This is a genomic window from Microbacterium sp. CFBP9034 (genome assembly GCF_034045255.1).
Lineage (GTDB): Bacteria > Actinomycetota > Actinomycetes > Actinomycetales > Microbacteriaceae > Microbacterium.
The window spans coordinates 1,085,698-1,104,169 of sequence record NZ_JAXCWC010000002.1 but is presented as its reverse complement, the minus strand read 5'-3'; the positions used below and the strand labels follow the sequence as shown (position 1 = coordinate 1,104,169).

The 18,472-nt window shown below is 70.7% G+C and carries 19 protein-coding genes and 1 tRNA gene; 5 read left to right on the top strand and 15 right to left on the bottom strand.

Annotated elements, in window-relative coordinates; translation table 11 throughout:
* Nucleotides 1–22: 22 nt before the first annotated feature.
* Nucleotides 23–808 (bottom strand): isoprenyl transferase, encoded by a 786-nt coding sequence (locus SOM19_RS16415; protein WP_320487654.1) that lies wholly within the window; start codon nucleotides 806–808, stop codon nucleotides 23–25.
* 113 nt (nucleotides 809–921) lie between these two features.
* Here SOM19_RS16415 and trhA point away from each other — a divergent pair, with 113 nt between their 5' ends.
* The gene (gene trhA / locus SOM19_RS16410) at nucleotides 922–1,665 is read left to right on the top strand and encodes a PAQR family membrane homeostasis protein TrhA (RefSeq protein WP_320487653.1); all 744 of its coding nucleotides are present in this window, start codon (nucleotides 922–924) and stop codon (nucleotides 1,663–1,665) included.
* A 46-nt stretch (nucleotides 1,666–1,711) separates the two neighbouring features.
* Here trhA and SOM19_RS16405 read toward each other — a convergent pair whose 3' ends face one another.
* Nucleotides 1,712–2,014, bottom strand: a complete 303-nt coding sequence (locus SOM19_RS16405; protein ID WP_320487652.1) for a hypothetical protein — start codon at nucleotides 2,012–2,014, stop codon at nucleotides 1,712–1,714.
* A 104-nt stretch (nucleotides 2,015–2,118) separates the two neighbouring features.
* On the opposite strand from SOM19_RS16405, the gene SOM19_RS16400 reads away from it, so the two are divergent.
* Both SOM19_RS16400 and greA read left to right on the top strand, forming a co-directional pair.
* Nucleotides 2,119–2,511 carry a DUF4307 domain-containing protein gene (locus SOM19_RS16400; protein WP_320487651.1) on the top strand — a complete coding sequence of 131 codons (393 nt, stop codon included), beginning with the start codon at nucleotides 2,119–2,121 and terminating at the stop codon, nucleotides 2,509–2,511.
* 89 nt (nucleotides 2,512–2,600) lie between these two features.
* Nucleotides 2,601–3,092, top strand: coding sequence for a transcription elongation factor GreA (gene greA, locus SOM19_RS16395; protein WP_320487650.1), 492 nt, complete (start codon nucleotides 2,601–2,603; stop codon nucleotides 3,090–3,092).
* A 21-nt stretch (nucleotides 3,093–3,113) separates the two neighbouring features.
* Here greA and ilvA read toward each other — a convergent pair whose 3' ends face one another.
* Together ilvA and SOM19_RS16385 are read right to left on the bottom strand one after the other, a co-directional pair.
* Nucleotides 3,114–4,364 carry a threonine ammonia-lyase gene (ilvA, locus tag SOM19_RS16390; RefSeq protein WP_320487761.1) on the bottom strand — a complete coding sequence of 417 codons (1,251 nt, stop codon included), beginning with the start codon at nucleotides 4,362–4,364 and terminating at the stop codon, nucleotides 3,114–3,116.
* A gap of 2 nt (nucleotides 4,365–4,366) precedes the next feature.
* Nucleotides 4,367–5,557, bottom strand: a complete 1,191-nt coding sequence (locus SOM19_RS16385) for an AI-2E family transporter (RefSeq protein WP_320487649.1) — start codon at nucleotides 5,555–5,557, stop codon at nucleotides 4,367–4,369.
* 100 nt (nucleotides 5,558–5,657) lie between these two features.
* On the opposite strand from SOM19_RS16385, the gene SOM19_RS16380 reads away from it, so the two are divergent.
* Entirely contained in the window at nucleotides 5,658–6,938 is a 1,281-nt protein-coding gene (locus SOM19_RS16380) for a winged helix-turn-helix domain-containing protein (protein WP_320487648.1), read from the top strand.
* A 9-nt stretch (nucleotides 6,939–6,947) separates the two neighbouring features.
* Complete coding sequence (locus SOM19_RS16375; RefSeq protein ID WP_320487647.1) at nucleotides 6,948–7,862, top strand: hypothetical protein; 915 nt, start codon at nucleotides 6,948–6,950, stop codon at nucleotides 7,860–7,862.
* On the opposite strand, the gene SOM19_RS16370 is transcribed toward SOM19_RS16375, so the two are convergent.
* The 11 genes from SOM19_RS16370 to SOM19_RS16320 all read right to left on the bottom strand — a co-directional run bounded on the left by SOM19_RS16370 (nucleotide 7,863) and on the right by SOM19_RS16320 (nucleotide 18,395).
* Nucleotides 7,863–8,960, bottom strand: a complete 1,098-nt coding sequence (locus tag SOM19_RS16370) for a DNA glycosylase AlkZ-like family protein (RefSeq protein ID WP_320487646.1) — start codon at nucleotides 8,958–8,960, stop codon at nucleotides 7,863–7,865. It abuts the gene before it with no gap.
* 57 nt (nucleotides 8,961–9,017) lie between these two features.
* Entirely contained in the window at nucleotides 9,018–9,584 is a 567-nt protein-coding gene (locus SOM19_RS16365) for a LemA family protein (protein WP_320487645.1), read from the bottom strand.
* A gap of 83 nt (nucleotides 9,585–9,667) precedes the next feature.
* On the bottom strand, nucleotides 9,668–10,981 hold the full coding sequence (locus SOM19_RS16360; protein ID WP_320487644.1) for a D-arabinono-1,4-lactone oxidase: 1,314 nt from the start codon (nucleotides 10,979–10,981) through the stop codon (nucleotides 9,668–9,670).
* On the bottom strand, nucleotides 10,978–12,207 hold the full coding sequence (locus SOM19_RS16355) for an alanine racemase (RefSeq protein WP_320487643.1): 1,230 nt from the start codon (nucleotides 12,205–12,207) through the stop codon (nucleotides 10,978–10,980). The genes SOM19_RS16360 and SOM19_RS16355 overlap by 4 nt, the downstream gene beginning before the upstream one ends.
* A gap of 136 nt (nucleotides 12,208–12,343) precedes the next feature.
* Nucleotides 12,344–12,417, bottom strand: a tRNA-Leu gene (locus SOM19_RS16350).
* A 32-nt stretch (nucleotides 12,418–12,449) separates the two neighbouring features.
* Nucleotides 12,450–13,862 (bottom strand): NAD(P)/FAD-dependent oxidoreductase, encoded by a 1,413-nt coding sequence (locus SOM19_RS16345; RefSeq protein WP_320487760.1) that lies wholly within the window; start codon nucleotides 13,860–13,862, stop codon nucleotides 12,450–12,452.
* A gap of 32 nt (nucleotides 13,863–13,894) precedes the next feature.
* Nucleotides 13,895–15,172 (bottom strand): S8 family serine peptidase, encoded by a 1,278-nt coding sequence (locus SOM19_RS16340; protein WP_320487642.1) that lies wholly within the window; start codon nucleotides 15,170–15,172, stop codon nucleotides 13,895–13,897.
* On the bottom strand, nucleotides 15,169–15,687 hold the full coding sequence (locus tag SOM19_RS16335) for a DUF501 domain-containing protein (RefSeq protein WP_320487641.1): 519 nt from the start codon (nucleotides 15,685–15,687) through the stop codon (nucleotides 15,169–15,171). The genes SOM19_RS16340 and SOM19_RS16335 overlap by 4 nt, the downstream gene beginning before the upstream one ends.
* Nucleotides 15,688–15,759: 72 nt before the next feature.
* A complete protein-coding gene (locus SOM19_RS16330) occupies nucleotides 15,760–16,290 on the bottom strand; it encodes an FtsB family cell division protein (protein WP_320487640.1) in 531 nt (176 codons plus the stop codon).
* Nucleotides 16,291–16,312: 22 nt separating this feature from the next.
* Nucleotides 16,313–17,593 carry a phosphopyruvate hydratase gene (gene eno / locus SOM19_RS16325; protein ID WP_320487639.1) on the bottom strand — a complete coding sequence of 427 codons (1,281 nt, stop codon included), beginning with the start codon at nucleotides 17,591–17,593 and terminating at the stop codon, nucleotides 16,313–16,315.
* Nucleotides 17,594–17,714: 121 nt separating this feature from the next.
* Nucleotides 17,715–18,395, bottom strand: a complete 681-nt coding sequence (locus SOM19_RS16320) for an O-methyltransferase (RefSeq protein WP_320487638.1) — start codon at nucleotides 18,393–18,395, stop codon at nucleotides 17,715–17,717.
* Between the last annotated feature and the right edge of the window lie 77 nt (nucleotides 18,396–18,472).

The following is an 18,472-nucleotide window of genomic DNA, read 5'->3' as shown; positions in this document are numbered from 1 at the left end:
GGTGCCGCCCGGAAGCGCGCGCTCAGCTGCCGAAGCGCCGGTCTCGCGTCGCGAAGGCGCGGATCGCGCGCAGGAAGTCCACCTCGCGCAGATCGGGCCCGAGCGCCTCGACGAAGTAGAACTCGCTGTGGGCGCTCTGCCACAGCAGGAAGTCACTGATCCGCTGCTCCCCCGACGTGCGGATGACGAGGTCGGGGTCGGGCTGCCCGCCGGTGTACAGGTGCTCGCCGACCTGCTCGGGTGTGAGGCTGGCGGCGAGCTCCTCGAGCGAGCCGCCCTCCTCGTCGTGCTTGGCGATGATGCTGCGGACGGCGTCGACGATCTCGCCGCGGCCGCCGTAGCCGACCGCGAGGTTCACGTGCAGCCCGCTGTTGTTCCGGGTGCGCTCCTCCGCCTCGGCGAGCACGCGCGCCAGATCGGGCGGGAGCAGGTCCGCCCGGCCGACGTGCTTCACGCGCCAGTCCCGCTCGAGGGAGAGCTCGTGGGCGAGCTCGGCGATGATCTCGATGAGATCGGAGAGCTCCTGGGTGTCGCGCTTGCGCAGGTTGTCGGTCGAGAGCAGATAGAGCGACACCACGCCGACGCCGACGTCGTCGCACCAGCCGAGGAACTCGTGCATCTTCGCCGCCCCTGCGCGATGGCCGTGGGCGGCGGAGTCGAAGCCCAGCTGCTTGGCCCAGCGCCGGTTGCCGTCGATCATCATGGCGACATGGCGAGGCACTGCGTCCGGCTCCAGCTGACGGCGCAGACGGTTGATGTAGAGCCGGTAGAGGGGTCCCCTGCCCTCGTTCGACCAAGCGCGCGCCACACGCCTACGCTACCCTCCCGCCGACCGCCTCCCTAGCGTGGCACTCAGTACCACCGCCGGCGGGACTGGGCATGTAACGCTTCGGGCATGCCCTGCGGCCTAGTCTGGGGGGCATGAGCCGTCGCAGCAGACTCCCCCGCGCACCAGAGGTCCCCGAGCTGCCGTTGATGGATGCCGCGGACGTCGATGCGGCCACTCCCGAGCTGAAGCCCAGCTGGCGCGGCTGGATCCACGCCGTGACGTTCCCCGTGGCGATCGTCGCGGGCATCGTGCTGATCGGCGTGGCCCAGGGACCGGCCGCCAAGTGGGCGTGCGCCGTGTTCATGGTCACGTCGGTGGTGATGTTCGGCAACTCCGCGCTCTATCACCGTTTCAACTGGGGCCCCAAGACCAAGGCGGTGCTCAAGCGGATCGACCACGCGAACATCCTGCTGCTGATCGCCGGCACGTACACGCCGATCGCGGTTCTCGCTCTCGCGCCGCAGCAGGGCGCGATCCTGCTCGTGGTGGTGTGGTCGGGCGCCGTGGTCGGCATCCTGTTCCGGGTCTTCTGGATCAACGCGCCGCGCTGGCTCTACGTGGCCCTCTACCTCGCGCTCGGCTGGGCGGCCGTGATGTACCTGCCCGACCTCCTGCGCGCGAACGCGGTGATGATGATCCTCGTCGCCGTCGGTGGCCTGCTCTACACCGGCGGAGCGATCGTCTACGCGATGAAGCGTCCGAACCCGTGGCCCGGGCACTTCGGCTTCCACGAGATCTTCCACGTCTGCACCGTGCTGGCGTTCCTGTGCCACTGGGCCGCGTGCCTGCTCATCGCGATCGACCCGCTGTCCCCATCGCTCGGCCTCTCCGGCTGACCCGGGCTGCGGCATCCGCTCCCTTCAGAAGGCGAGGATGCCGGGCTCAGCCCCGCGGGCGGTCGTCGGGCTCGCCGGCGTCGATGTCCTCGTCGTCGGTCTCGGTCGCCGCGACGGCGCGGGCCGCCTGCTCCTCGGCGTCGAGCTCCTCGTTGATGTCGGCGCGGACCCGTCCGCGGCGGATCCGTCGCATCATGTCCCACACCAGCAGGATCACCGCGAGGGCGACGAAGGCGATCGCCAGGAAGCCGACGACACCCGGCGTCACCAGGTCGGGATCGACCATGGACGGCGTCGGAGTGGGAGTCGCAGCCGCGGCGCGCGCGAGAGCGTCCAGCGCATCGTGCATGGGTGTCCTCGTTCTGCCCCGTCGCGGGGCCGTCCGGGTGGCGACGGCGGCGCTCGAGAGCGCATAGCCTGGAATCTCCAGCCTAATCTTCCGACGGACCGGCGATGACGACACAGGACATGCTCGACGAGCGATACGGGCGCGTGCGCTCCCCGCGCCGACGCTGGACGATCGGCATCGCGATCGCGGTCGCCGCCCTGATCGTCGCGCTGTTCGCCTGGTTCGCGGTGTCGGACTCGCTCGACGCCGTCGACGCCGACACGACCGGCTTCGAAGTCGTCGACGGGCACTCGGTGACGCTCAGCTTCCAGGTGTCCGCCCCGCCCGGGAGATCGATCGCGTGCGCCATCGAAGCCCAGGACGAAGAGCACGGCGTGGTGGGCTGGCGCGTCGTCGAGTACGCCGCATCCGACCTCCCCGCCCAGGCTTTCCGCGAGGAGATCCCCACGGTCGCCGCGGCCACGACGGGTTTTGTCAACTCCTGCTGGGTGACGTAGTCTGGCTCGACTGCAGTCGAGAGACGCCCTGGCCGTGAGCCGGGGCGTTTGACATATCGACCGTCCCCCGCAGACCGAAGGAGTCAGACGTGTCCAGCGATGCCCCTGTGACGTTCCTCACGCAGGATGCCTACGACCGGCTCGCCGGCGAACTCGAGCAGCTCTCCACCACCGGACGCGAAGAGATCGCGAAGAAGATCGAAGCGGCGCGCGAAGAGGGCGACCTCAAGGAGAACGGCGGCTATCACGCGGCCAAGGACGAGCAGGGCAAGCAGGAGGCGCGCATCCGCACCCTGCAGCACCTGCTGAAGACCGCCACCGTCAGCGAGGCGCCCCAGAGCACCGGCGTCGTCGAGCCCGGCACCGTCGTGACCGCGCTCGTCGCCGGCGGCGAAGAGGTCTTCCTGCTCGGCAATCGCGAGATCGCGGTCGGCTCCGAGCTCGATGTCTACAGCGAGGCCTCTCCCCTGGGCGTCGCCATCCTCGGCCGCAAGGAGGGCGAGAAGACGTCGTACACCGCCCCGAACGGCCGCGAGATCGCCGTCGAGATCGTCAAGGTCGAGACCTACAACGGCCAGTAGGCCGGCAGGGCCGCCGGCTCGCTAGCCGGGCATCACCGTCGGCGCGTAGCCGGCCTGCTCCAGCACGGAGATTACGTGTGCCCGGTGCTCCTCGCCGCGCGTCTCGACGCTCAGCTGCAGGATCACCTCGCTGATCTGAAGTCCCTGGCCGTGCCGGGTGTGCAGCACCTCGATGACGTTCGCGCCCGCCTGCGCGAGCAGCTCCGACACGCGGGCGAGCTGGCCGGGGCGGTCGGGAAGCGGCACCTGGAGGGTCATGTACCGGCCGGATGCCGACAGCCCGTGCGAGACGACCCGCAGCAGCAGCATCGGGTCGATGTTGCCGCCCGACAGCACGGTCACCGTCGGTCCACCTGCCTTGATCTTGCCCGCGAGGATGGCCGCGACCCCGACCGCGCCGGCCGGCTCGACCACCTGCTTCGCGCGCTCGAGGAGCACGAGCAGGGCGCGCGCGATGTCGTCCTCGGACACCGTGACCACCTCGTCCACCAGGTCGCGGATGATCTCGAACGGCAGGTCGCCGGGACGCGCGACGGCGATGCCGTCCGCGATCGTCGGAAGGGTCGCCACCTCGAGCGGGTGACCGGCGGCGAGCGAGGCCGGGTAGGCGGCCGAGTTCTCCGCCTGCACGCCGATGATGCGTATGGTGCGTCCTTCGACGGCCGCGCGGGCCTTCACGGCGGCCGCGACACCCGCGACGAGTCCGCCGCCGCCGATGCCGAGCACGATCGTGTCGAGGTCTGGCAGCTCATCCATGAGCTCGAGGCCGAGCGTGCCCTGGCCGGCGATCACGTCCGGGTGATCGAACGGGTGGATGAAGACGGCGCCGGTGCGCTCGGCGAATTCCGCCGCAAGGCGCAGCGGCGTCTCGACCGTCGCGCCCTCGAGCACCACGTCCGCGCCGTAGCCTCGCGTCGCCAGCAGTTTGGGGACCGGCACGCCGAGCGGCATGAAGATCGTCGCCGAGATGCCGAGCTCCTTGGCCGCGAGCGCGACGCCCTGGGCATGGTTGCCGGCCGACGCTGCGACCACACCGCGGGCGCGCTCCTGCGCCGTCAGTCGGGAGAGCCGGTACGTCGCGCCGCGGATCTTGAAGGATCCGGTGCGCTGCAGGTTCTCGAGCTTGAGATGCACCGGCACGCCGAGCAGCTCGCTGAGGTGGAGCGACTCGTCGAGCGGCGTGTGCGCGATCACTCCGTCGAGAGTGGCCGCGGCATCCGCGAAGTCCGCGAGCGTGGGGGCCACGAGCTTGCGTGCGGGGGGCGAGGTCATGCTCACGAACGGGTCCTCCTCGGACGTGGGACGGTGCTCCAGATGAGGTCGCCGCGCGGGATGCCGCCGGTCTTCCACGCCTTCTCGGCCAGGTACACCGCGACCACGTTCACGAAGGCGGCCAGGGGCACCGCGAACAGGGCCCCCGGGATGCCGGCGATCATCGCGCCGCCAGCCACCACGAGCACGACCGCGAGGGGATGCACCTTGACGGCCGAGCCCATGAGCAGCGGCTGGAGCACGTGGCCCTCCAGCTGCTGGACTCCGAGCACGACGATGAGCATCCACAGCGCGATCCACGGCCCGTTGTAGACGAGCGCGAGGAACACGGCCACGGCGCCCGTCACGACCGCACCCACGATCGGCACGAACGCGCCGAGGAACACGAGCACGGCGACGGGGATCGCGAGCGGCACGCCGAGAAGGAAGGCGCCCAGGCCGATGCCGACGGCGTCGATGGTGGCGACGAGCAGCTGGGTGCGGGCGTAGTTGACGACGGTGACCCAACCCGCCCGGCCGGCGCCGTCTGCCGCCGGACGCGCCTTCTTGGGGAAGAGCCGCAGAGTCCAGCGCCAGATGCCCGCTCCGTCGGCGAGGAGGCACAGCAGGATGAAGAAGGCCAGCACTCCGCCCGTCAGCACGTGCCCGAGCGTGGAGCCGATCGCGAGCGCCCCCGACCACACGAGCTCCGCCTGCTCCTGCACGAGCGCCCACCCCTGCCCGAGCAGACCGTCGATCTCCCCCGCGGTGAGGTGGAGCGGACCGTCGATGAGATAGTCGCGGAACCGCTCGATCGCGGCGACCGTGCTCTCCCGGACCGACGACCACTGCCGGGCGATCTGCCAGGCCACGAGCCACAGCAACCCGCCCACGATCGCCAGGGTTCCGACGACCGAGATGACGATGGCGAGCCAGCGCGGCACGCGGCGGCGCAGCATCCAGCTGAAGACGGGCCACAGCAGAGCGGTGATGAGGATCCCGATGAGGAGAGGGATGACGAGGAGCTTGAGCTGGATGACCAGCCAGATCGCCACGCCGATCGCAGCGGCGACGATGAGGAACCGCCAAGAATAGGCGGTCGCGATGCGCAGACCGTGCGGGATGCTTCCCGACAGGTCGGTCGAGACGACCCTGCTCCGATCGCGGATGGCGTCGACCAGCGAACCGCGGGGCTTTTCGTCGGAGCCGCTCATCCCGCCAGTCTAGGCGGGTCGCATGCCGGCCCGGTCATGCGTCGGACGGCCCTCCCAGGGCCTGCGCGCGGCTGTCGGACGCTCTCATTAGGCTTGCGGCGTGAAGTCGACCCTCAGCGCCGCCGAGGCCCGCCGCATCGCTCTCGCGGCGCAGGGATTCGCGCGGCCGCGTCCTGCCGCCGCCGGCACGCGCCAGCTCAACATGGCCCTGAGCCGCATGGCGACCCTGCAGATCGACTCCGTCAACGTGTTCGCCCGCTCGCACTACATGCCGCTCTTCTCGCGCGTCGGGCCCTACGACACCGCTGCACTCGACCGTCTGCTCTTCGCCCAACGACCGCCTTACGTGGAGTACTGGGCACACGTCGCCGCCTTCATCCCGGCCGCCGATTGGGGGCTGTTCCGTTTCCGCATGGACGATCTGCGCGCGAAGTACGGGACCCAGCCCGACGGGTGGTTCCACTCCCATCGCGAGATCGTCGACTGGGTGCGCGCCGAGCTCACCGAGCGCGGTCCCCTGCGTCCGGCGCAGATCGAGCACGACGCCAAGAAGGGCGCACGCGGCCCCTGGTGGGACTGGGACGTCGTGAAGAACGCGCTCGAGTACCTCTGGATGTTCGGGGATGTCGCCATCGCGGGGCGACGGGGGTTCGAGCGCCGCTACGGCATGGCCGAAGACGTCATCCCCGCCGAGGTGCTCGCGGCCCCGGTTCCCCGCGCAGACGCGGTGAGAGAACTGGTCCGGCGTGCGGCCGCCGCCTACGGCGTGGCGACGGCGTCCGACCTGGCCGACTACTGGCGACTCAAGGACCGCCGCGCCGTCATGACCGCGATCGCGGAGCTCACCGACTCCGGCGAGCTGCAGCCGGTCTCGGTGCAGGGATGGACAAGCGCGGGCCGACCGGCCAAGGCGTGGGTCCACCGAGATGCCGCACTCCCCCGCCGGGTGGATGCGACCGCCCTCCTCACCCCGTTCGACCCGGTGGTGTGGTTCCGCGACCGCGCCGAGCGCCTCTTCGACTTCGAGTACCGCATCGAGATCTACACCCCCGCGCCGCAGCGCCGGTACGGCTACTACTCGCTCCCCGTGCTGATCGGCGACGACGTGGTCGGACGCGTCGATCTGAAAGCCGATCGTGCCTCGTCCACCCTGCTCGTGCAGTCGGCGTGGTGGGAGAACGGCCATCCGGCCGACGCCGCGGCCCGACTCGCCGACGAGCTGCGCGCCGCCGCGCGCTGGCAGTCCCTCGAGGCGATCTCGGTCTCGCGGTGGGGCGACGCCGTCGACGACCTCGCCGATGTGCTGCCCGAGGCCCGGCGTCACGACGCGGGGCCGCTGGCCGAGCCGGTCGCGCTCGCCGCGGACGAGCCGGCGGGCTAGCGTGGAGGGGTGAAGCGCGCAGCGGTCGTCGGCGTCGCCGCCGGCGTCACCGCGATCGTGATCGCCGCCGGCGCGACGGGGTGGCTGCTGACACGCCCATCGGGACCGGATGCCGCAGCCCGCGGCTTCCTCGAGGCACTCGCTGCCGATGACGCGGAGGCGGCGGTCGCCCTGCTCGCCGACGAGCCGGAGTCGCGAACAGACCTCGTGGCGGCCTACGACGGCGCGACGTCGATGGTCGTCGATCCCCGCGTCATCGGGACGGAGTCCGAGAGCGGCGGACGCAGCCGCGCGGAGGTGTCCTTCACCCTCGACGGCGACGTGGTCACCACGTCGTTCGGTCTCGTGGAGACGCGCGACGGCTGGCGCATCGCCGCGGACGGTCTCGGCGCGGTCACCCCGACGGTCACGATCGGGGATGCCGTCGCCACGGGCTCCGCGCTCCTTCCGGCGGGCACCGAGTCCGACCTGCTTCCCGGCGCGTACGCCCTCGCCGCGGCCCCCGTGCGGTTCCTGGACGGGGAGACCACGGCGACCGTGCTGCCCGGGGGCAGCGAGCAACCCGAGGTCGAGGCATCCGTCGATCCGGCCGCCACCGAGGCGGCGCAGGACCAGTTCGACGCGTACCTCGAGGAGTGCGCGGCCCCCGCCACGGCCGTGCCCGACAACTGCGGCCTGCGGGTGCCATGGGCGGTCGATCTCACGTCGCTGGACCGCATCGCGTTCCGGATCGACGAGCGTCCGGTGCTCGCGCTCTCGGAGGACGGCGCCTCGTTCGACGCCACGGGCGGAGTGATCGTCGCGACCGCCACCGGCACGGCGCGGGGCGGCGGCACCGCCTCGTTCACCTACCGCGCCGACGACTGGGCGCTGCGCGGGTCGGTGCGGTTCACCGGCGACGACCTCGTGCTGGTCGTGCGCTGATCAGCCCTCGGGTAGGCCCTGCACGTCGAGGCCGAGCCAGCGCGCGAGTTCGCGGATCTCGGCATGGACGGCCTCGGCGGTGGGCGCATCGAACGGGTGGTCCTCGTGGACGGCGGACACCCGGAGCACACCGGCCTTGCGATCGGCCTTCGCATCGAGCTTGCCGACGAAGCGATCGCCGTGCAGGATCGGCAGGGCGAAGTATCCCCAGCGACGCCGGGCAGCGGGCTTGTACATCTCGAGCAGGTACTCGTACTCGAAGATCTCCTCGAGCCGACGGCGGTCGAACACCAGCCGGTCGAACGGCGACAGGAGCGCGGTACGCGGTGCGAAGTCGTCGAGCCCCTCCGACGCCTCGGGGTCGATGCGCCACACGCCGGGCACCCCGTCGATCACGGCCTCTTCGCCGACTTCGCCGACGTCGATCGGCTCGACGGGCTGCGCCAGGCTCTTCGGCCGCGCCACGCCGAAGGAGGTGAGCCGGCGCTCCGCGCGCTCGCGAGCCGCCTCTTCGGCGGACAGGACGGTCAGATCACGGGGATACACGCGCTCCGCCAGATCGAACAGACGCCCCCCGGAGTCGCGCGACGACACGGCCACATCGCCGCACATGGTCAGGATCTCGAGCATCTGCATCGTGTTGCGATTGTTCGTCCAGCCGGACGACCGCCACGACACCTGTGCGGTGTCGGGGATGTCGGCCGGGCGCAGCGGGCCTTCGGCGCGGAGCCGGGCGAGCACCTCGGCACGGAACACCGCGTTCGCGTCGAGCCAGTCGCGGGCCTCGCGCGAGTGCGGCCGGGAGGCCATGTCGGGCACGAGCAGCGGCAGATCCGCCATCGTCCGATAGAAGCCGCCCCACTCGAAGACGGCGCGGTCCTCCTCGACCAGCCGCGTGAGGTCGGCCGGCTGGTAGGGCCAGCCGAGCCTGCTCCACAGGATGAGGTCTGCGCTCGGCGCGATCGCAGCCGTCGGCTCGATGTTGACGACGGTCAGCGCGTCGATCGTCTCGACGATGCCGGCGGGACGGTCGGCCGCGAGCAGCTGGGCACGGACGGCGATGTGCCGCGCCTGCTCGCGCGTGAGCCGATGAGCCATGGTGCGAGGCTAGTGGCCCCGTGCGACAGGCGGGGCGAGGCGGCCCTCAGCGCGCGATCAGAACTGGACGCGCGGCGGCTCGGAGATGGCTGCCCCGTCGACGACCTCGAAGAACTCGCGCTCGTGGAAGCCCAGGTTGCGCGCGAAGAGGTTGTTGGGGAACACCTTGATCTTGGTGTTGAGCTCGCGCACACCGCCGTTGTAGAACCGGCGCGACGCCTGGATCTTGTCTTCGGTGTCGACGATCGACTGCTGGAGCTGGAGGAAGTTCTGGCTGGCCTGCAGCTGCGGGTAGGCCTCGGCGACGGCGAACAGCGACCTCAGCGCCTGCTGCATGTGCCCTTCGGCGAGCCCTGCCTGCGCGGGTCCGCCGGCGGTGAGCGTCTCGGCCCGTGCCCGCGTGACGTTCTCGAAGACGGCCTTCTCATGCGCCGCGTAGCCCTTCACCGCCTCGATGAGGTTCGGCAGGAGGTCCGCACGCCGCTTGAGCTGCACCGTGATGTCGCTCCACGCCTCATCGACGCGCACGTTCAGCTGGACGAGCGAGTTGTACGTCGCCCAGAGATAGATGCCGACGATGATGACGAGAGCCACCACGATCAGGACCGGGATCAGCCATTCCATTGCGGTGACTCCGTTTCGAGGTTTTCCTCATCCTAGCGAGGAGGGTCCTCGCCGACGGAGCGCCTGTGCAGGACTCTCAGCCGTTACCCACCGAGCACGCGTTCGAGGTACGGGTTCTGGAAGAGGCGATCGGGATCGAGGCGATCGCGCAGCGCGACGAAGTCGTCGAAACGCGGGTAGCGCTCGCGCAGGATCGAGGCATCCAGCGTGTGCATCTTGCCCCAGTGCGGGCGCCCGTCGAAGCCGAGCATGATCTTCTCGACGGCCTCGAAGTACTCGGTGGGGTCCTCGCGCCAGTAGCGGTGCACGGCGATGTAGCCGGACGCACGGCCGTGAGCCGTCGAGAGCCAGCGGTCGTCCGCGGCAGCGAAGCGCACCTCGACCGGGAAGGAGATGCGCCATCCCTTCTCGTCGACCAGCGACCGCAGGGCGTCGAACGCCGGACGCACGTTCTCAACGGGCAGCGCGTACTCCATCTCGCGGAAGCGGACCGACCGCGACGTCGCGAAGACGCGGGACGAGGCATCCGTGAATTCGCGGTCTCCCCACATCTTCACCGAGACGCGGTTGATGAGCGGGATGGTCGCGGGAATCGTCCGCGCCACGCTGCACGCGACCTGGTGCAGCCCGCTGCCGACGAGCGTGTCGTCGACCCACTTGCCCACCGGAGAGAGCGGATGCCTCGGCGCGCTCTCGGGAAGCCGCGTGTTGGTCTTCGTCATCGCGCGGTCGGTGTGGGGGAACCAGTAGAACTCGAAGTGATCGGCCGCCGCCACCCGGGCCTCGAGGTCGTCGAGGACCGCATCGAGCGCCTCGGGCTGCTCGACCGCGTGCAGCACGAACGCCGGGACGCACTGGATGGTCACCTCTACGAGGATGCCGAGGGCGCCGAGGCCGAGGGCCACCGCGGGAACCAGGTCGGCGTTCTCGGTCTCGTCCACGACGAGCAGCTCACCGGATGCCGTCACCAGCGTGGCGCCGACGACCTGAGTGGCGATGCCGCCGAACCGGGAACCGGTGCCGTGCGTGCCGGTCGAGATCGCGCCCGAGATGGACTGCCGGTCGATGTCTCCCAGGTTCTCCATCGCCAGCCCGTACGGCGCCAGGAGTGCCGGCACCTGGTGGAGGCGGGTTCCGGCCCGGAACGTCACGCGCGAGCGCTCGACGTCGACGCTCACGAGGCCGCTGAGGTCGCTGAGATCGAGCAGCACGCCGGGCGCGACCGCGATGCCCGTGAAGCTGTGCCCTGCCCCGACCGCCTTGATCGGCAGGCCCTGTGCCGCTGCCGCGACGACGGCGCGCTGGACCGCATCGGCGGTGCGAGGGAACTCGACCCGGCGCGGACGCACCGACTCCGAGCGTCCCCAGTTCTGCCATCTTCCGCCGGGACGGGTCACAGGAACGCCTTCCCTTCGCCGCGATACGTCGGCACCTCGCCGAGGATCCGGTCTCCGTCGACCACATGGTAGCGATCGACGCGCTCGGCGAGCTCCCCGCTCTTGGAGTGTCGGAACCACACCCGATCGCCGACCCGCAGGTCGCGGGCCGCCTCGCCCTTGAGCGGTGTCTGCACCTCGCCCGCGCCCTCCCGCGCCACGGTCTTGAGCCCGGCCGGCCACACGGGCAGCGGCTGACGCGACGCCACCGGCGGCCCCGAGGCGATCCAGCCGCCGCCGAGCACGGTCGCGATGTCGGGAGCGGGCTTGCGCACCACCTCGAGGGCGAACGCCGCGGCGGGCGCGAGGTCGAAGGCGCGGTAGCCGTCGAACAGGTGTCCGGCGAGCAGTCCGCTCCCGGCGGTGATTTCGGTGACCGACTGATCGGATGCCGTGAACTCCAGCGATCCGGTGCCGCCGCCGTTGACGAACTCCAGCGGAGCGATGTCGCGCAGCGCCGAGACGATCTCGGACCGGCGCTCGAGCAGCTCGTGCTCGGAGCGGCGCTGCATCCAGCGGATGACGGCGTCGCCCGATCCGGTGGCATCGCCCTGGCCGGCGATCTGCGCCTCGTACATCATGAGCCCGACCAGCCGGAAGCCGGGGCGTGCGGCGATGGCGCGGCCGAGAGCGGCCACCTCGCCGGGCTCGTGGACCGGCGAGCGGTGGACTCCGATGTGGCCGAGGCCGGGCGCCCGCCAGGAGGCGTCGGCGTCGATCGCGACGCGGATCTCGGGTCGCCCGCCGGGTGCGGCGGTCACGTCCACCAGATCGAGCTGAGCGAGGTCGTCCACCATGAGCGTGATGCGCGCCGCCGCCTGCTCGTCCGCGACGAGCGCGGCAAGCGCGGCGCGGTCGGCGGTCGGGTACCCGAGCACCACATCGTCGTGGGTCTGGGCCAGCCACAGCGCCTCAGGCAGGGTGAACGCCAGGATGCCGTGGTAACCGGCCATCGCGAGCGTCGCGTCGATCGCCTCTCGCACGCGCACGGACTTGCTGGCGACGCGGATCGGAACGCCGGCGGCGCGCACGAGCATGTCGAGCGCGTTGTAGCGCAGGGCGGGGAGACTGAGGGTGGCCAGGGGTCCGGAGATGCCCTCGACCGCGTGTGTCAGAGAACCCCAGTACGACGCGGGGTCGTTCCATGGTTCGGTCGCCGTGGGCGAGGACAGCAGGTCGAGGCTCATACGGCCCGCTTCGGGTGCGCGCGCATGCCGTCCAGCCTAGGGCTCGCGGAGCGCGGCCTCAGACGGGGTGTGGACCGTGTCGTCCGCACCTCGCGCAGGGTTCGGCAGTGCACCATGGAGCCTCCTCCGAGGACCGTACCCCCGCTGGGACTCGAACCCAGACTGAAGCGATTTTAAGTCGCCTGCCTCTGCCGATTGGGCTACGGGGGCGCCGCGTGCGCGGACGCCCTCCACCGTACCGGTCAGCTCGTCGCGGACGCCTTCTCGGGAGTCTTCTTCGCGGCGGGCCGCTTCGCGACCGGCTTCGCCGCCGGCGCAGCCTCGACGGGCTGCGGCGGACGCGGGCGGGCCGCGAACTCCTCGAAGACGTAGCGCGGGTTCTGGACGGTCGAGAGGTTCACGAGGTCGCGGCGCAGCCAGAGGTTGTTCCACCAGCCCCACAGCACGCGGAACTTGCGCTCCCACGACGGCATCGCGAGGCCATGGTAGCCGCGGTGCGCGACCCAGGCGACGATGCCCTTGAGGGCGATGTTGCCCGACTGGAAGACGCCGTTGTAGAGACCGAGACCGGCCACCGCGCCCAGGTTCTTGTGGAAGTACTCGCGCGGGAGCTCGCCGCGGAGCACCGCGATCAGGTTCTTCGCGAGCAGCTTCGCCTGTCGGACGGCGTGCTGGGCGTTCGGCACGCAGTAGCCGCCGACGCCGCCGCCCGAGAGATCGGGAACGGCCGACACATCACCGGCTGCCCAGGCGCCTTCGACGATCTCCTCGTCGCTGCCCACCCGCAGATCGGCGCGCGTGCGGATGCGGCCGCGCTCCTCGACGGGGAGGTCCCCGCCGCGGACGACGGTCGGGTTCGCCATGACACCGGCGGTCCAGACGATCAGGTCGGTGGGAATGGTCTCCCCCGTCGACAGCTCGACGATGCCGTCGACAGCGCTCGTGAGCTGCGTGTCGAGGTGCACCGACGCGCCGCGCTTGGCGAGGTCCTTGAGCACCCACTCGCTCGTCTTCAGCGACACCTCGGGCATGATGCGCCCCATCGCCTCGATGAGGTGGAAGTGGGTGTCGTCGAACGTGATCTCCGGGTAGCTCTTGACCAGCGACGAGGCGAGCGAACGAAGCTCGGCGAACACCTCGATGCCGGCGAAGCCGCCGCCGACGACGACGACGGTCAGCAGGCGTGCGCGCTCGGGGCCGGGGGGCAGCGTCGAGGCCTTGTCGAAGTTCGACATCAGGCGGTCGCGGATGGCGACGGCCTCCTCGATCGTCTTGAGGCCGATCGCGTTGTCGGCGATCCCGGGAATCGGGAACGTGCGCGAGACCGCGCCGGCCGTGACCACGATCTGGTCGTATTCGAACTCGTAGGGCTCGCCCGCGATCGGCGTGATCGTGGCGACCTTGCCGGCGTGGTTGATGCCGGTGACCTTGGCGGCCACGACCTTGGTCTTCTTGAGATGACGACGCAGCGCCACCACGGAGTGGCGGGCCTCGATCGAGCCGGCGGCGACCTCGGGGAGGAACGGCTGGTAGGTCATGTACGGGAGCGGATCGACGATCGTCACATCGGCCTCGCCCTTGCGCAGCTGCTTCTCCAGCTTCCACGCCGTGTAGAAACCTGCGTATCCGCCACCGACGATGAGGATCTTGGGCACGGTGTTGGTCACGTTTGGAGGCTCCTCCTGGATCAGCGGCTCGGCGCGCGGGACGCCAATCGGATGCGTCGGACAGCTGCGGTGACGCCGAGCGCCACCAGTATAGCCGTCGCTGACACCACCGAGAGCGGCAGCGTCCCGTACAGCAGGGTGTCTCGGGACGGGAGCAGGGGCGATGTCGGGCGCACGGCGCTCTCCGCCGGCGGCAGGGGCGCGACCTGCACCGGCTCCGCGGGCCGGGAGGGAACCGGGTCGCTCTGCGCGCGCCGGTTGAGCCGTACCCACTCGGTGAGGCTGCCCATCGGGTTCTCAGCGACGGCGGGCACCGTCGCCGACACGGCGGCCGCGGCATCCACCAGTCCGTGGCCGTAGAGCGGATCGGGCACGGACTTGGCGCCGGCCGCCGGGCGGGTGGTGCGGATGATGCGGTTGATGACATTGTCGGCATCGAGGTCGGGATACGCCGCGCGCACGAGCGCGGCGACGCCCGCGACGATCGGGGCCGCGCCGCTCGTGCCGTTCCACAGCACCAGCCGGCCGTCCGCCGAGACCCCGACGAGGTCCTCGCTCGGCGCTGTCACCCCGATGGTGATGCCCTGCGTGGACGCCTCGACGCTCGCCTTGCCGTCGGGATCGACGCCGCCGACCGTCAGCACGCCCGGGATGGTCGCCGGTGCGCCGACGCGCGTCGTGCCGCTGCCCCTGTTGCCCGCCGCCACCACCACGACCACGTCGTTCTCGAATGCGTAGAGGAATGCATCGTCCCAGCTCTCATCCCAGTCGGGCACGTTCGTGGTGAGGGACATGTTGATGACATCGGCGCCGTGATCCACCGACCAGCGGATCGCCTCGGCGATCTGCTCGGTGAACGAGGCAGAGGCCGCCGAACCGAAGCCGACCGACACCGACAGCAGCTCGGCGGCGGGTGCGACGCCGATCATGCCGGCGCCGGGCCCCGTGCCGCGGCCGGCGGCGAGCGACGCGACCCAACTGCCGTGATTGGCGTCCACCGCACCCACGGGTGTCCGACCGTCGGGCGTTCCTGCACCTGAGACGTCGGTGCCGCCCACGACGGCCCCTTCGAACTCGACGGGTCCCTTGCCGATGCCGGTGTCGATCACGGCGATGGTCACGCCCGCACCCCGGGTGGTCTCCCACGCCTTCTCGATGCCGTACTCGGTGAGCCAGTACTCGGCCGCCCGGACAGGGTCTTCCTCGGGAGCCTCCGGCGCGACGGCCGCAGCGGGCGCGGCGCCGACCAGGGTCAGCACCGCGGCGGCGGCGATCGCGGCGAGGAGGCCCCGGGTCATCCGGCCGTCCCGGGCTCTGCGCACACGCAGCGCTGCGGGGACCACGACGAGAGCTCGAGGGCACGGTCGCCGATCGGATTGACGCCCGGGCCCGCCGCGAGCGCGTGCCCCGCCAGCGCGTGCAGGCACTTCACCCGCGTCGGCATCCCACCCGCGGAGATGCCGTCGATCTCCTCGACCTCGCCGTACGCCGCGCGATCCCGGAGGTAGGCGTCGTGCGCCCGCGCGTACGACGCGGCGAGCTCCTCGTCGGCGGCGAGCTCGTCGTTGAGACCCCTCATGACGTGGTCTGCCTCGAGCACCGACATCGCCGCCGTCGCCGCGGGGTGTGTGAGGTAGTAGAACGTGGGGAACGGTGTGCCGTCGGGAAGGCGCGGCACGGTGGCCGCGACCGTGGGATTGCCGCACACGCAGCGCGCGGCGATGCCGACGACCCCGCGGGCGGGACGCCCCAGCTGCTCGCGGAGCACGGCGAGGTCGGCGTCGCTGACAGGGGGGAACGGCACGGTCGTCACGTCGCCAGATTACCGGTGGCGGCTGGGACGAGGCTGGATCGCACACCCGTGCAGGCGGGAGCGCCGTTCGTGTCAGGGCGCGGCGGGCGGCGGCGGCTCGCCGTCGGGCACGCCGACCGTGGGCGTCTTGACCGTCTGGGCGAGCCCGGCCGCGGTGACCGAGCGCACGAGCTGCGACATCCAGTCGGTGCGGGTCTGTCCGACCTCGTCGCTCACGGGCGACTGCTCCTGCGGCACGAGCTCGGGCGGCAGGTCGTCGTCCACCAGGTACACGACCTCGCCCGGCCGCACGTAGTAGAGCCGCTCGCGCGCCTGGGTCGTGATGTAGGCGGGGTCCGCCCAGCGATCGCGCTGCGACTCCAGCTCGGCGACCTCTTCGCGGCTCACCACGACGGCCTCCTCCAGCGCCGCGATCTGCTGGCGCTGGTCGACATAAGTGCCGATCGTCGGGACGAGAACGAAGGCGGCGAGCACCACGAGCCCCATCATGATCACCATGAAGCCCGACAGGCGGATGCCGCCGAGCCAGCCGCGTACGTCGACCGCGGCCTGCGCGGGGCGACGTCGAGGCGGACGGGAAGGGGGAGCCGTGGTCTTCGCCATGGCTCCCCCTCTCGTGTTCGTGTCAGCCCTTGAAGCGCGGGAACGCGCCGCGGCCGATGAACTCCGCCGCATCGCCCAGCTCTTCTTCGATACGCAGAAGCTGATTGTATTTCGCGACGCGCTCGCTGCGAGCGGGCGCGCCGCTCTTGATCTGGCCCGAGTTCACGGCGACCGCGAGGTCGGCGATCGTGGTGTCCTCGGTCTCGCCCGAGCGGTGCGAGAACATCGTGGTGTACCCGGCTCGGTGGGCCATCTCGACGGCGTCGAACGTCTCGGACAGCGTCCCGATCTGGTTGACCTTGACGAGCAGCGAGTTGCCGACACCGAGGTCGATGCCCTTCTTCAGCCGCTCGGGGTTGGTGACGAACAGGTCGTCGCCGACGAGCTGGATCTTGGAGCCGAGCTTCTCGGTCAGGTGCTTCCAGCTGTCCCAGTCGTCTTCGTCGAGTGCGTCCTCGATCGTGACGATCGGGTAGGCGTCGGCGAGCTCGATGTAGTAGTCCGTGAGCGCCTCCGCCGTCCAGGGCTTGCCCTCGAACGTGTAGACCCCGTTGTCGTGGAACTCGCTGGCGGCGACGTCCATGCCGAGGGCGATGTCGCTGCCGACGGCGAAGCCCGCCTTCTCGATGGCCTTCACGAGGAAGTCGAGGCCTTCACGGTTGCTCTTCAGGTCGGGTGCGAACCCGCCCTCGTCTCCCAGTCCGGTCGCGTAGCCCGCCGCCTTCAGCTCGCTGTGGAGCACGTGGTACGTCTCGGCGCCCCAGCGGAGGGCCTCGGCGAAGGACGAGGCGCCGACCGGCGCGAGGAAGAACTCCTGGCAGTCGATGCCGTTGTCGGCATGGGAGCCGCCGTTGATGACATTGAACAGCGGGATGGGGAGCACATGCGCGTTCGGGCCGCCCAGGTAGCGGAACAGCGGCAGGTCGACGCTGTCGGCCGCAGCCTTGGCGACGGCGAGCGAGACGCCGAGGATGGCGTTGGCGCCGACGCGGCCCTTGTTGTCGGTGCCGTCCACCTCGATGAGGATCTCGTCGATGATGCGCTGCTCGCTCGCGTCGACGCCCTCGATCGCGGGGCCGAGCTCGTCGATGACCGCGGCGACGGCCTTGAGCACGCCCTTGCCGTTGTAGCGCGTCTTGTCGCCGTCGCGCAGCTCGTACGCCTCGAAGGCTCCGGTCGACGCGCCGGAGGGGACGGCTGCGCGCTGGACGATCCCGTCGTCGAGCAGCACCTCCACCTCTACGGTCGGATTTCCACGCGAGTCGAGGATCTCGCGCGCGCCTACAGCCTCGATCAGTGCCACAGGGTGACTCCTTGCTTGGGGAGAACGGGCCGCAGCCCGTCGGAACAGTGGAGCATCGTCGGTCCGCAGACGAGTCTAGTGATCGGGATGCCCCGGCCACAGGTCCCCGCACGCGCGGGCGTCACACCACGACGGCGATCGCGACGCCGTCCCACCCCTTGAGGTCGAGGGTCTGCAGTGCGGTCGCATCGAAGCGAGGATCCCGCCCGAGCATCTCGAGGCCGCGCTGCACGCCGATGATCTGCGAGTTCGTGGTCGCGGGGTTGGCGACCTCTCCCCCACGGACGGTGTTGTCGACGACGACGACCGTGCCGGGCCGCCCGAGCCGCGCGGCCCAGTCCAGGTAGATCGTGTTCGACTCCTTGTCGGCGTCGATGAACACCAGATCGAAGGGCTCCGCGCCTTCGAGCCCCGGCAGGACGTCGGCCGCGCGTCCGAGCTTGATCTCGACCTTGCCGCCGACCCCCGCCCGATCCAGGTTCGCCCGGGCGACCTTCGCGATCGCCGGCTCGGCCTCGATCGTGACGACGGCGCCGTCGTCGGGCAGGCCGCGCGCCATCCAGATCGTCGAGTAGGCGCCGAGCGTGCCGATCTCGAGCACCCGCCGGGCGCCCGCGATGCGGACCAGCAGGTGCAGCAGCTTGCCGTTGACCGGCGCCACCTCGATCGGCGGCAGACCGGCGGCGTGCTGCTCGGCGACGGCGAACTCCAGATCGGGGTCGTGGCCCACGAGGGTCTCGGTCAGGTAGGCGTCGACGCGACGCCAGGATTCGGGAGTGGGCGTCGGGCTGGGCTCGCTCATCCCGCAAGCCAACCGTGTCGCCGACGAGACCGCAACGGGTGCCCAGCCCGGGATTTGTCGTTTGTCCACAACGGATG

What these genes read in the sequence shown, in the direction of transcription:
- SOM19_RS16340 (WP_320487642.1), bottom strand. Translation starts at nt 15,172, where the DNA reads ATGACCCGGGGCCTCCTCGCCGCGATCGCCGCCGCCGCGGTGCTGACC.
- SOM19_RS16365 (WP_320487645.1), bottom strand. Translation starts at nt 9,584, where the DNA reads ATGGAATGGCTGATCCCGGTCCTGATCGTGGTGGCTCTCGTCATCATC.
- SOM19_RS16320 (WP_320487638.1), bottom strand. Translation starts at nt 18,395, where the DNA reads ATGAGCGAGCCCAGCCCGACGCCCACTCCCGAATCCTGGCGTCGCGTC.
- trhA (WP_320487653.1), top strand. Translation starts at nt 922, where the DNA reads ATGAGCCGTCGCAGCAGACTCCCCCGCGCACCAGAGGTCCCCGAGCTG.
- SOM19_RS16370 (WP_320487646.1), bottom strand. Translation starts at nt 8,960, where the DNA reads ATGGCTCATCGGCTCACGCGCGAGCAGGCGCGGCACATCGCCGTCCGT.
- ilvA (WP_320487761.1), bottom strand. Translation starts at nt 4,364, where the DNA reads ATGACCTCGCCCCCCGCACGCAAGCTCGTGGCCCCCACGCTCGCGGAC.
- SOM19_RS16385 (WP_320487649.1), bottom strand. Translation starts at nt 5,557, where the DNA reads ATGAGCGGCTCCGACGAAAAGCCCCGCGGTTCGCTGGTCGACGCCATC.
- SOM19_RS16330 (WP_320487640.1), bottom strand. Translation starts at nt 16,290, where the DNA reads ATGGCGAAGACCACGGCTCCCCCTTCCCGTCCGCCTCGACGTCGCCCC.
- SOM19_RS16355 (WP_320487643.1), bottom strand. Translation starts at nt 12,207, where the DNA reads ATGAGCCTCGACCTGCTGTCCTCGCCCACGGCGACCGAACCATGGAAC.
- SOM19_RS16400 (WP_320487651.1), top strand. Translation starts at nt 2,119, where the DNA reads ATGACGACACAGGACATGCTCGACGAGCGATACGGGCGCGTGCGCTCC.
- SOM19_RS16405 (WP_320487652.1), bottom strand. Translation starts at nt 2,014, where the DNA reads ATGCACGATGCGCTGGACGCTCTCGCGCGCGCCGCGGCTGCGACTCCC.